General features: G+C 67.4%; 16 protein-coding genes. 14 read left to right on the top strand and 2 right to left on the bottom strand.

The annotated features are described in order from the left end of the window. Window positions 1-211: 211 nt before the first annotated feature. Both WJU27_RS14810 and WJU27_RS14805 read right to left on the bottom strand, forming a co-directional pair. A complete protein-coding gene (locus tag WJU27_RS14810; RefSeq protein ID WP_023115024.1) occupies window positions 212-1,120 on the bottom strand; it encodes a LysR family transcriptional regulator in 909 nt (302 codons plus the stop codon). A 66-nt stretch (window positions 1,121-1,186) separates the two neighbouring features. Then, complete coding sequence (locus WJU27_RS14805) at window positions 1,187-1,717, bottom strand: ExbD/TolR family protein (RefSeq protein ID WP_071534642.1); 531 nt, start codon at window positions 1,715-1,717, stop codon at window positions 1,187-1,189. A 233-nt stretch (window positions 1,718-1,950) separates the two neighbouring features. Between WJU27_RS14805 and WJU27_RS14800 the strand changes: the two genes are divergently transcribed. From WJU27_RS14800 to WJU27_RS14735, 14 genes are all read left to right on the top strand, one after another. Further along, window positions 1,951-2,862 (top strand): LysR family transcriptional regulator, encoded by a 912-nt coding sequence (locus WJU27_RS14800; RefSeq protein ID WP_023115025.1) that lies wholly within the window; start codon window positions 1,951-1,953, stop codon window positions 2,860-2,862. Between the two features lie 530 nt (window positions 2,863-3,392). Continuing rightward, on the top strand, window positions 3,393-4,154 hold the full coding sequence (locus tag WJU27_RS14795; RefSeq protein WP_023093166.1) for a hypothetical protein: 762 nt from the start codon (window positions 3,393-3,395) through the stop codon (window positions 4,152-4,154). A 118-nt stretch (window positions 4,155-4,272) separates the two neighbouring features. Then, on the top strand, window positions 4,273-4,491 hold the full coding sequence (locus WJU27_RS14790) for an AlpA family transcriptional regulator (RefSeq protein WP_016446183.1): 219 nt from the start codon (window positions 4,273-4,275) through the stop codon (window positions 4,489-4,491). Window positions 4,492-4,531: 40 nt separating this feature from the next. After that, window positions 4,532-5,398 (top strand): ParA family protein, encoded by an 867-nt coding sequence (locus WJU27_RS14785; RefSeq protein WP_023093165.1) that lies wholly within the window; start codon window positions 4,532-4,534, stop codon window positions 5,396-5,398. Further along, window positions 5,382-5,618, top strand: a complete 237-nt coding sequence (locus tag WJU27_RS14780; RefSeq protein WP_012584779.1) for a hypothetical protein — start codon at window positions 5,382-5,384, stop codon at window positions 5,616-5,618. Before WJU27_RS14785 ends, WJU27_RS14780 begins: the two co-directional genes overlap by 17 nt. Further along, the gene (locus WJU27_RS14775) at window positions 5,611-7,269 is read left to right on the top strand and encodes a ParB family protein (protein ID WP_023093164.1); all 1,659 of its coding nucleotides are present in this window, start codon (window positions 5,611-5,613) and stop codon (window positions 7,267-7,269) included. The genes WJU27_RS14780 and WJU27_RS14775 overlap by 8 nt, the downstream gene beginning before the upstream one ends. 17 nt (window positions 7,270-7,286) lie before the next feature. Beyond that, window positions 7,287-7,847 (top strand): DUF2857 domain-containing protein, encoded by a 561-nt coding sequence (locus WJU27_RS14770; protein WP_023093163.1) that lies wholly within the window; start codon window positions 7,287-7,289, stop codon window positions 7,845-7,847. Between the two features lie 3 nt (window positions 7,848-7,850). After that, window positions 7,851-9,044: an STY4528 family pathogenicity island replication protein gene (locus WJU27_RS14765; RefSeq protein ID WP_023093162.1), complete on the top strand. Its 1,194-nt coding sequence runs from the start codon at window positions 7,851-7,853 to the stop codon at window positions 9,042-9,044. A 120-nt stretch (window positions 9,045-9,164) separates the two neighbouring features. After that, entirely contained in the window at window positions 9,165-9,536 is a 372-nt protein-coding gene (locus WJU27_RS14760) for a hypothetical protein (RefSeq protein WP_023093161.1), read from the top strand. Further along, on the top strand, window positions 9,533-10,060 hold the full coding sequence (locus tag WJU27_RS14755; protein ID WP_023093160.1) for an RES family NAD+ phosphorylase: 528 nt from the start codon (window positions 9,533-9,535) through the stop codon (window positions 10,058-10,060). Before WJU27_RS14760 ends, WJU27_RS14755 begins: the two co-directional genes overlap by 4 nt. A gap of 183 nt (window positions 10,061-10,243) precedes the next feature. After that, window positions 10,244-11,032 (top strand): PFL_4669 family integrating conjugative element protein, encoded by a 789-nt coding sequence (locus WJU27_RS14750; RefSeq protein WP_017462948.1) that lies wholly within the window; start codon window positions 10,244-10,246, stop codon window positions 11,030-11,032. Further along, the gene (locus WJU27_RS14745; protein ID WP_033986542.1) at window positions 11,029-11,577 is read left to right on the top strand and encodes a DUF3158 family protein; all 549 of its coding nucleotides are present in this window, start codon (window positions 11,029-11,031) and stop codon (window positions 11,575-11,577) included. Before WJU27_RS14750 ends, WJU27_RS14745 begins: the two co-directional genes overlap by 4 nt. Continuing rightward, a complete protein-coding gene (locus WJU27_RS14740; protein WP_033986544.1) occupies window positions 11,574-11,957 on the top strand; it encodes a single-stranded DNA-binding protein in 384 nt (127 codons plus the stop codon). Before WJU27_RS14745 ends, WJU27_RS14740 begins: the two co-directional genes overlap by 4 nt. A gap of 294 nt (window positions 11,958-12,251) precedes the next feature. Beyond that, window positions 12,252-14,267 carry a DNA topoisomerase III gene (locus tag WJU27_RS14735; protein WP_033986546.1) on the top strand — a complete coding sequence of 672 codons (2,016 nt, stop codon included), beginning with the start codon at window positions 12,252-12,254 and terminating at the stop codon, window positions 14,265-14,267. The last annotated feature ends 409 nt before the right edge of the window (window positions 14,268-14,676 follow it).

Here is a 14,676-nt window from a genome sequence, read left to right as displayed (position 1 = left end):
TTTATTACGAACGTTTTTTCCGATCCAGGCGTCACGGAATGGACTCGATTGTGGACTCAAGTCTTCGGCCTGGTCAACGCAGGCCGTTGCGGGTGATCCAAAGCGAGCCAAGCACATCCATCAACAGCCAGAGCATCGGATTTCATTCCGAAGTCTATCTGTCCACCGGCACATAACGCCACAGGCCGCAACGGACAGGCGAGCTGCGTCCTCAAAGGACCGGCTCATCATCGACCGGCGCGGCCCCGTCTTTCACCCGCTCGATGAACCGCCTCATGGGCTCCGAGGGTTCGCCCCGGCGGCGCAGCAGGTAGGTGGAGAGCATCGGTGGGATGCCGGCCAGGGGACGAATGGAGATGTCCGGGCGCTGTAGCGTCTGCACCTGCGAGGCGATGGCGAAGCCGATGCCGTAGCCGGCGCCGACCAGGGTCAGCATCACGCCCAGGCTGGTCACTTCGTCCACCAGCTTGAGCGGCATGTTCGTGTCCTGCAGCACCGCCTGAATCTGGTGGCGGCAACCGGAGCCCGCCTCGGGGTGGCACAGAACCAGCGGAAACTTCAAGGCTTCGGGCAGCGGCACCTGCACGTGTGCCAGCAAGGGGTGGCGTGCGGGCACGATCACCGACAGCGGATCGGTCCACACCGGCTCGGCGACGAGGCCATCATGCACCGCGTTTGACAAGCCAAAGCCGATGTCCAGCAGATCGTTGTGCAGCATCTTGAGCTGCTGCGCGAACGGCAGCTCGAAGACGCGAATCTCCAGCTCGGGCTCATCCTCGCGGCTGCGTGCCAGCAAGGTGGCGATGCGGGGTTGCGCCAGGCTGTCGCAGATCGCGATGCGCAGATGGCCCTGGTAGCCCTGTGCCGCCGCCTTGGCGCTCTTGACTGCCTGCTCCACGGTGGCCTGCACGCGCCGGCATTCGCCGAGGAACACCTGGCCGGCCCAGGTCAGCCGCGTCAGGCGTGTGCTGCGGTCGAACAACTGCACGCCAAGCTGGCTTTCCAGGTCGCGCATCGCACGCGACACAGGCGATTGCTCGATGCCCAGACGCTCGGCTGCACGGGCCAGATGCAGTTCTTCCGCAACTGCGATGAAGTAACGCAGCAATCTGAAATCCAAGGCCACCTCCTGTTTGTCTTCTTCTGGTTCGGCCTCTCGGGCGCCAGCATCTACATCCGCATCCCGTCAGCACCTCCTTCGATGGCATCGCGTCGAAGCACTCATGCCTGTCGGGAGCAGGCCCGTCGCCGACACGCGCGGAGCAGGCCGGCGCACAGCCCGGGCTGAATGCTGATGGTCAGCGCCTGCTGCTGCCATGCCAGGGCGGGCAGCGGTGCGCCGGGCACCGCGCGCAGGTGCGCGCGTGTGGCTCGTGTCCGCGATCAGTGCAGCCGACGACGACACGCCGGCGTCAGGGCGGGCGTGCCGATGCAGTTTCATGAGGGTGTCTTTCGGCTCACCCCGGTCGCTGCCCGGGTCGGTCACGAAGCTCAGTTTCAACACCCGGACTTCTGCGTAGCCGCCAACACCTGGGCGACGCGCTGGCGGGCCCACCAAGCGGTCGCCGCGGATGAAGTCCTCGGGCTGCGGTTGACGCGGCGCGGAGGCCTGCAGCCGCTGCGCGAGCTGCCCATCGCCCATGCGTTCGTCGTTCCAGGACACGCTGCCGTGGGTGGTGACGGACAGGTTCGCCGCGTCGGGCTTGATCGGCTTCACTCCATTCAGACACAGATACTAATGAGAATTATTATTGATTGTCCGTGGTTTTATGTGATATGGCAACACCGATGGAATCACCCGGCCTCGCCTGGACACTCGCCGCCTCGTGCCGGCGACTGAGGCCGGATGGCGGCAACTGGAAAGCCTCTGTGACCGGCATCGCCACCGGGAAGCACTCATGCGGTTCCCTACGGCCAGAGGAATGGACTCCACTTTCTGGGGGGAATTACATGAACTTACGCCATCTTCGCTGTTTCATCGCCGTGGCCGAAGAGTTGCACTTTGGCCGGGCGGCGCGGCGGCTGCATGTGGAGCAGTCGCCCCTGTCGCGCACGATCCGCCAACTGGAGGCCGACCTGGGCGTGGCGCTGCTGGAGCGCACGCCGCGCGGCGTGCGCCTGACCCCGGCCGGGCAGGTGTTTCTGGAGGAGGCCCGGCGCGTGCTGCTGACCCTTGAGCAAGCCCAGACCAAGACGCGGGCGGTGGCGGTGGGACACCGGGGCACCCTGCGCATCGCCCTGGCCGGCGGCGTCGGGCGGACCCGGCTGTCGGCGCTGCTCGCGCTGTGCCGCGAGGAGGCGCCGGAAGTGGGCATCCGGCTGTTCGAGGCGCCGCTGTCGCAGGTGGTGGGCGGCCTGGGCAACGACCTGTACGACGCGGCCTTTGCGATGGCCGGCGAGATGGCGGCCGGGGTGGTCGCCAGGCCGGTGTGGCAAGATCCACTGGTGGTGGCCATACCCGCGCGGCACCCCTTGCTGGCGCACAAGCGGGTACCGCTGGACGAGGTGGTGGGCTACCCGCTGGTGCTGTGTCACCCGCAGGTTTGTCAGGAGTGCAGCCGGCAATGCGAGCGCCTGCTGCGCCTGGTGGAGACACCGCCGGTCGTGGCCGAGTACGTGACGACCCACTCGTTGATGCTGGCCCTGGTGGCGGCCGGCTATGGCGTGGGATTTTCCACCGCGGCGCACGCGGTGGCATGCCGGCAGGCGGACGTGATCGTCCGGCCGCTGGACGAGGACTCGGCGGCGTTGACGACCTACCTGCTACATCCCGAGGGCGCGATGTCGGAGCCGCTGCGCCACTTCATCGACCGTGCTCAGCGTGTCGGCCATATGCCGTTGGATACGCAACGGCTCGCATGAGGCTGCTTCAGGCGGGTTGGGGCGATGCCATTTTGGTCAAGGTGCCAGACCCGTTTTGTCATAGCGGGGTTCCATTGACGCGGTGCACGGGCGTGCTGCACTCAGGCTGCTCGCGCTTGCGGTTGGCATCCTGCGATGAGACTTGCATGCCCATCGCGTCGCGTCACAGCGAAGACGCGCGGCGCAACAGTGCTTGCCGTATGCGCATCGGCTCTGGCGTGTTGAGCTGATCGCGCTTTACTGGGCCTTTTCCCCTGCAAAGACTTTGGCCTGGTTATCCGGGTCAGGCATGGTGCCCGCGAATGATGCTGGTGACAGCATGTTTCGCGGCTTGCGAATTGTGAGTGATGGCGCCATGCGCGGCAAGACGCACATCTCGCAACGAAACCGGCGGCATCGTCGATGCCACGGTCTTCGCCGCTTCGCCACTTGCTCGTTTCGCCCGGAGATTTCTGGACAGCCACGCACGTCGCCTGTACGGCGGGTGCGTGTGTGTGGACTCGGTGCGATGACGAATGGAGGCGCGTGATATGCCGAAGTCGAGCAGCCTGGCCGATGGCGCCAAGACCAACTACCGCCCGATCGAGGCGGCAATCCGCTGGAGCGGATTGCTGCGCTTCGAGCGGCGCATCCTGGCGACCTTGGGACAGCGGCCTCTGCCGGAGGCAACGGAGTTTCCGCGCTGGCCGATGCTGCGGTTGAACGCCGAAAGAATCTTCGATGCGCTGGCTCACGGCGAGCTGCCGTATGGCAAGGACGGCTTGGCGCGGGACACGCAGGGCCTGACGATGGACGACCCGTCGCTGACCGTGCGGCACGTCGATCTGAAAGCCTGGATGGCGCACTACTACCCCGGCGAGAAACCGGCGTTTCTGTTCGATGAGATCGAGCGTGCGCTTCACCCGGCGATCAGCCTGGACACAGTGGGCGCATTGATGGCCGAGCGGGAAGCGATCAAGGCGCGGCTGGCGGAACACTTGGGCGTGCACGAGACGCTGCGCGCCGAGCACGAGGCGCTGCTGAAGACGCACGCCGCCTACACGGCCGACGCGGAGCGTGCGAGCACGCCTGGGCCGCGCAGCGAATCGACCTACCTGAACATCGTTGGCGGGTTACTGACGCTACTGCTGGGCAAGTCGCCCAGCGGCATGCCGTATTCCAGCTTCCTGACGCAGGAAGCCATCATCAGCGCGATGGTGGCGCACCACGGCAACGCGATGGGCATCACCGAGCGCACGCTGCAGGCCAAGTTCGCACTGGCTCGGCGCAATCTGCAGAGCACAAATTCCTGAGCGATGCCAGACCGTATCTGCGGTCGCGGATGCCGCATTTGCGGTGTCTTTCCTCAGCGCGGCGTTCTTAATGCGAGTCACGCCAATCAGCGCCACTGAGCGTTAAGGAGTGACCCTCATGTCTTCGCAGACCACCGCCACGGCGGCACCGACCGAGCACCGCATCCTGCGCCGCGCCGAGGTCGAAGCCAAGACCGGCTTCAAGCGCGCGCACATCTACAGCCTGATGAAGGAAGGCAAGTTCCCCAAGGCGCTGCGCCTGGGCGTGCGCGCGGTGGGCTGGGACTCGGTGGAGATCGAACAGTGGATCGCCGATCGCCTCAAAGAACGCGCCTGACGCTTCTTCTCGGTTCATGCCATTCGACGAGGAGAAGCCCATGCAGGTGGTGTCCATCATTTCGACCAAGGGCGGCGTGGGCAAGACCACGACGGCGGCCAACCTGGGCGGCTTTATCGCCGATGCCGGGCTGCGCGTGCTGCTGCTGGACCTGGACGTGCAGCCCACGCTGTCGAGCTACTTCACGCTGGACGCGCGCGCGCCCGGCGGCATCTACGAGATGCTGGCCTTCAACGAGCGGCGCATCGAGCAACTGGTGTCACGCACCGCGATCGCGGGCCTGGACCTGGTGCTCTCCAACGACGACCGCGGTGAACTGAACACGCTGCTGCTGCACGCTCCGGATGGGCGCCTGCGACTGCGCCATTTGCTGCCCGTCTTCCGCACGCACTATGACCTGCTGTTGATCGACACCCAGGGCGCGCGCAGCGTGCTGCTGGAGATGGCTGTGCTGGCGTCCGACCTGGCGCTGTCGCCGGTGACGCCGGAAATCCTCGCGGCGCGCGAGCTGCGGCGCGGCACGCTGCAACTGATCGAGGACATCGCGCCGTATCGGCACCTGGGCATCGAGCCGCCGCCGCTGCGCCTGCTCATCAACCGTGTGCATCCGGTGTCGTCGAACGCGCGGCTGGTCCAGCAGGCGCTGCGACAGGTGTTCCAGGAACAGGCCGGCGTGCAGGTGCTGGGCACCGACGTGCCGGCCATCGAAGCCTATCCGCGCGCTGCGACACGAGGATTGCCAGTGCACCGGGTGGAGTACCGGCAGCCGGCTGGGCGCACGGCGCCCGCGGCGCTGGAGACCATGCGCACGCTGGCCGGCGAGCTGTTCCCCGCGTGGCGGGAGTGCTTCGCGCTGGTCACCGGCCGGGCCGATGCGGGAGGGGCCAGCCATGGCGAGCGCACATGAACTGGCGCGCGGCCGTGAACGGCTGCGCGCGCTGATCGAGTTCGCGCTGGGCGAAGGCTGGCGCGTGGTGCGCACGTCCGGCGGGCACCTGAAATTCACGAAGCAAGGCTGCGCGTCGATCTACACCAGTTCGACGGCGAGCGACCACCGTGCCGACCGCAATGCACGCGCGCAACTTCGCCGCGCCGACCGGCAGGCGCAGGAGAACGGCCGTGGCTGAGCTGACGCCGCAGGACATGGCTGCCAAGCTTCTGGCCACCGGCTTCGAGCGCAGCGGCCCTTCGGCCGCGACCTTGAGCGACCCCATCGCCGACACGCCGATGGTGGTGACGCTGGACCAGTTGCGGCCCTACGACCACGACCCGCGCGTGACGCGCAACCCGGCCTATGCGGAGATCAAGGCGTCCATCCGCGAACGCGGGCTGGACGCGCCCCCCGCGATCACGCGCAGGCCGGGCGAGGCGCACTACATCATTCGCAACGGCGGCAACACGCGGCTGGCGATCCTGCGCGAGTTGTGGAGCGAGACCAAGGAGGAACGCTTCTTCCGCATTGCGTGCCTGTTCCGCCCGTGGCCGGCGCGCGGCGAAATCGTGGCGCTGACCGGGCATCTGGCCGAGAACGAGCTGCGCGGCGGGCTGACCTTCATCGAGCGGGCATTGGGCATCGAGAAGGCGCGCGAGTTCTACGAGCAGGAAAGCGGCCAGGCGCTGTCACAGAGCGAACTCGCGCGGCGGCTGACGGCCGACGGCTATCCGGTGCCGCAGTCACACATCAGCCGCATGAACGATGCGGTGCGCTATCTGCTGCCGGCGATCCCGACGCTGCTGTACGGCGGATTGGGCCGGCATCAGGTGGACCGGCTCGCAGTGCTGCGCAAGGCGTGCGAGCGCACCTGGGAGCGGCGGGCGCTGGGCCGCACTGTGGCCGTGGACTTCGCCACCTTGTTTCAGGACGTGCTGACGCAGTTCGACACACAGCCGGACGACTTCTCGCCGCAGCGAGTACAGGACGAGCTGGTGGGCCAGATGGCCGAGCTGCTGGAGGCGGACTACGACACGCTGGCGCTGGAGATCAACGACAGCGAAAGCCGCCAGCGTGCGCTGACCAGCGAACCGGCGGCGCCGACGCCAGCGGCAGCGCCTGTCGTGCCTGCTGCACCTCCCCCGCCGGTCTCCGCGCCTCAGCAGCCACCCGCCTCGTCTGTGCCGCGCGACACCACGCCAGCCGCGCCTCCGGCGCCAGCAGCAACACCGCCTGCACCGCCCGAGGCGCCGGAGGAGCAGCACGGGCAGCGCGACGAGCGCCTGCAAGGGCACATCGTGACGCCGGCGCCGACCACCGAGCGCCTGCAGTCCATCCAACGGATGGTCGCGGACCAGCTCGGCGACAAGCTGCCCGACTTCGAGGCCGATGCGCTGCGTGCGATCCCCGTGCAGGCGGGCGGACTCTATCCCATCTCGGACGTCTGGTACATCGAGCCGAGCTTGGACGTGCCGGATCGCCTGCGCGTGCACATCGCGCAATTCGCGCGCGAGATCGCCGGGGACGCAGCGGTAGCCGACCACATCGAGGCCAGCGACGGCGGCATCGGCTTCGTCTGCGTGGCGCCGGCCGTGGGCCAGGCGAAGGCGCTGCCGGTGTTCGCGCGGGCGGTGCTGACCCTGCTGCATGCGCTGAGTGCAGCGCCGCCCGCCGCGAACGGATTGGACCGCGCGCGGCTGGCCGATGAGCTGGCGGCGCTGCTCCATGGCCATGGCGGCTCGGCCACACGCCTGAGCGATGCTGCGCTGGTGAAGCTGTTCCGTCTGCTGCGCCTGGCGCGCCGGCTGCTGGATCTGGAAGCCGGCGTAGCGAGCCAGGATTCCTGAGCGCAGGAGGCTCCCGTATGTCGGCACCGCACCCGCTCAACCAGGCCGTGATCGCCCAGGCCCTGCATGACCTGCGCAACGGCCAGTTGCGCCGCTGCAAGGCCATGGGCTTCGGCGAGGAGGAGCTGGATGCGCTGAAACACCCCGAGCTCGTGAGCATGCTGGTGAATGCCACGGTGTCGTGGTGTTCGGTATCGGTGAACCGGGAAGTGTTGAAGCGGCTGCTGAGCCAGGTGCACGACGTGGAGCGGGAGATCGCCACGGTGGACCGCATGCTGCGCCTGGGGGCGAGCACGGAGATGGTCAGCAAGTTCTACGGCCTCACGCATCAGGAAGTGGCGCTGCGCCGCGACATCCTCGGGCTGCCCAAGCGCAAGGGCCGGCATCCGGTGCTCGACGAGGCGCAGGAGGTGGCCTTGTGGGAACGCTGGAAGGCCGGCATCACGGAGCGGCAGATCGCGCTGAACGACGACATGGCGATGGTGGCGCTGACCATGGATCTGGCCGAGGCCATGACCCTGCCCATGTCGGTGATCTGGTCGGCGATACGGAACTGGATCGACCATGGGTTGGTATAGGCCATGACCACGGGCGGCGCACCACGGCGCGAAGGCCCCGTTGCGCTGTCCGCGCTCTTCGACGAGGCCCTGCAGCACCTGCAGCCGGCGCAGGGAACGGCGCCGGCCGCCGACGGTTTCCTCTACAGCGGCAACCGCCATGAGAGCGTGCCGCGCAGGCTGTTCCTCGACCGGCGCCTGACGCCGCTGGAGCGAAACGCCTGGCAGGTGTTCCGCCTGCAGCTCAACGACGACGGCGTGACCGCCTTTCCCACCTACGACCAGCTCCGCCCCTATCTGGCGTCCATGCCCTGTGCGGCGCAAGCCTCGCACGAGACCGTTGCGCGCGCCTTGACGCTGCTGCGGCTGACGCGCTGGCTCAGCCTGGTGCGGCGGCGGCGCGATCCCAAGACCGGCCGTATCCAAGGCAACCTCTACGTGCTGCACGACGAACCGCTGTCGCCCTTCGAGGCGATGCAGCTCGACCCGGACTACCTGGGCCTGGTGAGTCAGGCGCTCACGCACGCGGCGAAGGCGGTGCAGGTCGTGGGCATGAACACGCTGCGAGAGATCGCCGAAGACCCCCTGCTCAGCGGGCGCACGCTGCCGACCCGTCTGCAAGTGCTGGCGCAGCGCATGGCGCGGCATGGCTGGACGACGCCAGGTTATCCACAGGAGGGTGCGGACCACGAATCCGAAGAAGGCCAGGAAGCCCTGCTTCGGAATGACGCGCGCCCGTCTTCGGAATCCGAAGCAGGGCCGAAACCCGCGCCGGACGGCTCTCTTCGGATTCCGAAGGAGGACCGTACAGTACGTAATGATCGTATAAATGAAGTACGTACAGTACCGCGCGCGAGGGCCTTGCAGAACCTGCGGCTGCCCGAGCGTTTCCTGCGCTTGAAGGACGAGCAGCAGGCCGGCGCGCTGATGGCGCTGCAGCAGGTGGACGAGGCGCAGCGGCAGGCCGTGCTCGACGAGTGGGCGGCACGCTGTGGCGGCAGTACGGTGCGCAATCCCGCCGGCTACTTGTTCGGCATCATCCAGAAGGCGATCCGCGGGGAGTTCAAGGCGTGGGCGGGCAACGACGCAGCAGCGCCGCCCGCGCCGCGAGCTGCGGGGCCGGCGCCATCGTCGTCGCCTTCGGCTTCCCGCCCAGCCGACCCCGAGGTGGCGCGCGCCTACCTCGCACGGCTGCGTTCAGCCTTGCGCGATCCCTGAGCTATCCCCAGGGGATAGACGGAACAGGTCGCCTTCCAGCTGGGGGAGCAGACCGCTTGGAACTGTGCTCAAACTGTGCGTATAATGTGCTCGTGATTCCTTGCCTTTGGGAGCAACGTCATGGCCTCTACCGCTTTCGCGGATGTGCTCGAATCGGTGCGTGAAGCCGGCACGTCCCGCTTTTCCGCCACGAACGTCGCCGATGCCCTGGGCCTGCAGTACCAGGACTTGGCCACGCTGGCTGGCGTGCACCGCAACACCCTGCGCACCCACCCCGAGTCACCGCGACTCCAGGCCGCGCTTCGTGACCTGATGCGGGTGCTATCGGCCGCCTCGGCGGTGCAGCCGGATACCGCGCGTGCATTCTTCATGGTCAAGAACGAGCCCATCCCGACGTTCCACCACAAGACCCTGCTGCAGTTGGTGCAGGAAGGACGCACCGACGATGCGATCGACTACCTGGAGTCGATCAGTGCAGGGTTCACCGGATGATCCTCCTCGACCTGCCGCCCGGCACCACGCTGTTTCGCGCGCACACCCCGCAGTGGGCCAGCCGGCCAACCAGCGGCGCTGGTGCGGCGGCCAAGGGCGGGCGCTTCAACCGGGAGGGCGTCGAGGCGCTGTATCTGTCGCTGGAGGAAGCGACCGCGCTACGCGAATACCAGCAGACCTCGCCCTTCCTGCCGCCCTGCACGATGTGCTCGTACACCGTGGCATTGCGCGAGCTGGTCGATCTGCGGCAGCTCCACCGCGGCGAACCTTGGGACGAGCTGTGGCACGACTGGCGCGAGGACTGGCGCCATCTGAAATTCGACCTTCACATCGAGCCGCCCACTTGGGTGCTGGGCGACATGGTGCTGGCCCAGGGCCATACCGGAATCCTGTTCCCCAGCCAGGCGAACGATGGCGGCACCAATATCGTGGTGTTCGTGGATCGGCTCAGGGATGGCAATTCGGTCGAGGTCAATGATCCCGACGGGCGACTGCCCCGCGACCAATCCAGTTGGACGCGCTGACTCCACAGCGCGGATTCGCACTCCACCCTTCGGCCCGCCGCCGAGCTATCCCCAGGGGATAGCCGGCACACACAGCCTTCCGTGCGGAACAAACCGGGCGCGCATGGGCTGCGGTTTGTTGACTGACGGCCTTCCGGCCGATGCCGATGCTGGCGACTCGCCCCTTCACCGCGAGTCGCTCCCATGGCCAACGAACGCACAGAACCCCTGCAACTGAATCTCGGATCGCTGCGCAGCGCGATGTCGCTGACGCTGCACACGCACCATGCATCGCGCATCTGGCACGGCCGCGCGCCGACCGAGGGGCGCCCAGGCATCATCGGTCTCAACGGCTTCATCGGCGCCATGAACAAAATGAAGCGCGGCGCCGAGCAGGACGACCCCTACTCGGACTGGTGGATGCTGCGGATCGAGGACAAGCTCGCCGACACCAAGACCCGTCTGCAGACCCTGCGCGAACAGGTGGATCAGGCCTTGGCCGACGTGCCAGCGGCGCTGTCCCTGGGCGAGAACATGAACGTGCAGCCGGTGAAGCTGCCGCTGTTCGTGAACGCCCAGCTCGGCTTCATGGCGGTGTATCTGCTGGCCGACTACGACGACCTGGCACGCAAACTCATCCTGGCGCACCACACGGCGCTGATCGATCGCAGCACCTTGGAGCGCTGGCTCAATGATGGTGCGCACGCGCTGCGCAGCCTGTTCTCGCTGGCCCAGCAGTACCGCTACTCGGGCACCACGCGCGACGACTTCGCGGCGAAGAACGCGGCGGCGCGAGCGGCGCTGGAGAAGTTCGGCGAGTTGCCGCAGGACGTGCTGGAAGGCACGCGCCGCTCGCGCTTCGCGCCACCGATCGCGCGGCGGACGACCAAGCCCGGCACGCCGCCTGCAGCGCCCGCCATCGAGCCCGATGCGCCGGCTCACACGGATGGCACAGCCGATGGTGCGGCGGGCGATGAGGCTGCGGGCGCATGACAGCATCGCCCCCTATCAGCCACTCCACGCGCTTCGTGGCGCTGGAACAGGCGGACTTCCAGCGGCTGGAACACGCAGGCTACCTAAAAGGCCTTTTACAGCCTTTTAAGGGTAAGGGGAGTCTGGAGACCTGGGCCAGCCAGTGCGCAGCGCTGCGCGACGACGTGATTGGCCTGGCGCAGCGGCGCGTGCTGCCCCAGGCGCGCGCCTACCCATTCAGTCTGCTCGACGTGCAACTGGCCCAGCAGGCCACTGGCGCAGGGACGACCTTCCTGCGCTGGCGCAACCTCGACCGTTCCTCCATGGGCGTGGCGTTGTGGGAGGCCCTGCTGGCCAACCCCGCGACGCCGGCCTCGCTGATCGACGAGCTGTACGCGATCGAACTGCAGCGCATCGTGCTGAACATGCAGATCAGTCTGACCCACAGCATCGCTCGCCAAGCCCTGGAATGCGCCAACAAGGCCGCCCAGGCCGAAGTGGCTTACCTGCGGCGCGTCCACGGGCATACCGCGTCCGTTCCACCCACCACCAAGGAGTCACCATGAGCACGCACTTCGTCGGCGAGGGCAGCATCGGTTCTGCGCCGGACTACCGCGAATTTCCGAACGGCAACGACGAGCCACGCCGGCTGCTTCGCCTGAACGTCTACTTCGACAACCCGATCCCGAAGAAGGACGGCGAGTACGAAGATCGCGGCGGCTTCTGGGCACCCGTGGAGCTGTGGCACCGCGACGCCGAGCACTGGAAGACGCTGTACCAGAAAGGCATGCGGGTGCTGGTCGAGGGCCGCACCGTGCGCGACGAATGGGAGGACGCCGACGAGAACGAGCGCGTGACGTTCAAGGTCGAGGCGCGGCGCGTGGGCATCCTGCCGTACCGCATCGAGTCGGTGGCGCTCAGCGCCAAGCCCGCCGGCGGACAGTAATTCGCCCATCGCCGTTCCCCCGAGGGCGGCTGTAGCAACCGTCATACGCCCGCGATGCACCAGCGAGCTATCCCCAGGGGATAGCTCCAAGGTCGTCCACAGAGTTCCAGCCGCCCTCCCGAAACGACGCTCTTGCTGTGCCAGCTCCTGTGGTCCATGCGCACAGCTGCGGCAACGGACCGCCTGCCGATCACAAAGCGGTGTCTGCATCAATCGGCTTCCTTGCTGCCGGCATCTCCTGGCCCCGCCAAGCTGACGCCCATCCAATGAACCGCACATTTCCAAGGAGGCTTCATGCGCGTGTTCCTGTGCGAGAAGCCGTCCCAGGGCAAGGACATCGCCCGTGTGCTGGGCGCCAGCCAACGCGGCAACGGCTGCTACAGCGGCGCCGGTGTCGTCGTGACCTGGTGCATCGGTCATCTGGTGGAGGCGGTTCCACCCGAAGGCTACGGCGAGCAATACAAGCGCTGGGCCATCGAGCAACTGCCCATTCTTCCTGAGCGTTGGCGTGTCGAGCCCAAGGCGGCGACCGCAGCGCAATTCAAGGTCGTGCAGCAGCTCGTCGCCAAGGCGGGCGAGCTGGTGATTGCGACCGATGCCGACCGCGAGGGCGAGATGATCGCCCGCGAGATCATCGACCTATGCGGCTACCACGGGCCGATTCAGCGCCTGTGGCTGTCGGCGCTCAACGATGCGTCGATCCGCAAGGCACTGGGTGCACTCAAGCCGTCCGCCGAGACGCTGCCGCTGTATTTCTCCGCACTCGCCCGATCGCGCGCCGACTGGCTGATCGGGATGAACCTGAGCCGCTTGTTCACACTGCTGGGGCGCCAGGCCGGCTATACCGGCGTGCTGTCGGTGGGGCGCGTGCAGACGCCGACGCTGAAGTTGGTCGTGGACCGCGATCGCGAGATCGCGCGCTTCGTCTCCGTGCCGTATTGGGCCGTGGACGTGCTGCTATCCCATGCCGGCCAGTCCTTCACCGCGAGCTGGATACCGCCCGAAGGCAGCACGGATGCAGCGGGTCGCTGCCTTCAGCAGCCGGTGGCGCAGCAGGCTGCGGATCGCATTCGCGCGGCACGCGATGCGCAGGTCGTGTCGGTAGAAACCGAGCGCGTTCGCGAAGGGCCGCCGCTGCCGTTCGACCTGGGCACGCTGCAGGAGGTGTGCTCCAAGCAGTTGGGCCTCGACGTGCAGGAGACGCTGGACATTGCCCAGGCGCTGTATGAGACGCACAAGGCGACAACGTACCCGCGCTCGGATTCGGGCTACCTGCCCGAGAGCATGCTGGCCGAGGTACCGACCGTACTCGACAGCCTGGTCAAGACCGACCCCAGCCTGCGGCCGCTGATCGAGCGCCTGGATCGCAACCAGCGTTCGCGTGCGTGGAACGACGGCAAGGTGTCGGCTCACCACGGCATCATCCCGACGCTGGAGCCCGCCAACCTGTCGGCCATGAACGAGAAGGAACTGGCCGTCTACCGGCTGATCCGCGCTCATTACCTCGCGCAGTTCCTCCCGCACCATGAGTTCGACCGGACGGTAGCGCAGTTCTCGTGCGGCAGTCAGTCGCTGGCGGCCGTGGGCAAGCAGATTGCCGTCATCGGCTGGCGTGAGGTGCTGGCGACGCCGGGGCCGGACGATGCCGGTGGCGAGGATGCGCAGCACAGCCAGGTGCTGCCCGCCCTGCATGCGGGCCTGTCCTGCCCGGTCGGAAAGGTGGATCTCAAGGCGCTGAAGACGCTGCCGCCCAAACCCTACACGCAGGGCGAGCTGATCAAGGCCATGAAGACCGTCGCCAAGTTCGTGACCGACCCGCGCCTGAAACAGAAGCTGCGAGATACCACCGGCATCGGCACCGAGGCGACACGCGCCAACATCATCAACGGTCTGATCGGTCGCGGCTACCTGGTCAAGAAAGGCCGCGCCGTCCGCGCTTCCGACGCGGCATTCACGCTCATCGACGCGGTGCCCTCGGCCATCGCCGACCCCGGCACCACGGCGGTGTGGGAGCAGGCGCTCGACATGATCGAGGCCGGCCAGATGGCGCTGGACACCTTCATCGAGAAGCAGTCCGTGTGGGTCGGCCAGCTCGTGCAGCAGTACCGCGGCGCAACGCTCTCGCTCAAGCTGCCGCCGGCGCCGGCCTGCCCGCAGTGCGGCGCACCGATGCAGCAGCGCACGGGCAAAAGCGGCGCGTTCTGGTCCTGCTCGCGCTACCCGGACTGCAAGGGCACGTTGCCGATCGAGTCCCCGACGGGCCGGCGCAGCGCACCGCGCAAGCGGCGCGCTGCCTCCAAGGCGTCCTGATCCTCGCTTCCCCCTGCCGCGCCAGCCCTTCACTGGCGGCGAGGCAAACGTCCCGCACCGCGCGGGACTCCAAAGCGCGCGTCTCCTTCTGCAACGGTGTGCGCGCCCCGTCTGCCCACCATCGGGCGACGGGGCGAGAAGGTCATTGCTCCACGAATCGCGCCCGCCGCCATTCCCTTGATCGGTGTGCCTTGCCTCGGCCACGAGGGGCTTCCTGACGCCTTGCCGCCGCGTGAGCCGTGAGGAGGCCCCTTGGGCCGAGGGTATTCCGTGCCGGTGCCCGCCGGCGGAACAACGGGCTCCCTTTGTGTGTGGATGCACGCCAGAGGTTTCCGGCCCCAGCCACGAAACGGGCCGGGTGCGATTGCTGACGCAGCGAACGGCTTTGACGACGGCCTGCGCTGACGCA

The sequence above is a fragment of the Methyloversatilis sp. NSM2 genome, from assembly GCF_038066675.1.
GTDB lineage: Bacteria > Pseudomonadota > Gammaproteobacteria > Burkholderiales > Rhodocyclaceae > Methyloversatilis > Methyloversatilis discipulorum_A.
Note: the sequence above shows the minus strand (reverse complement) of the source record. Positions and strands in the feature narration are given on the sequence as shown.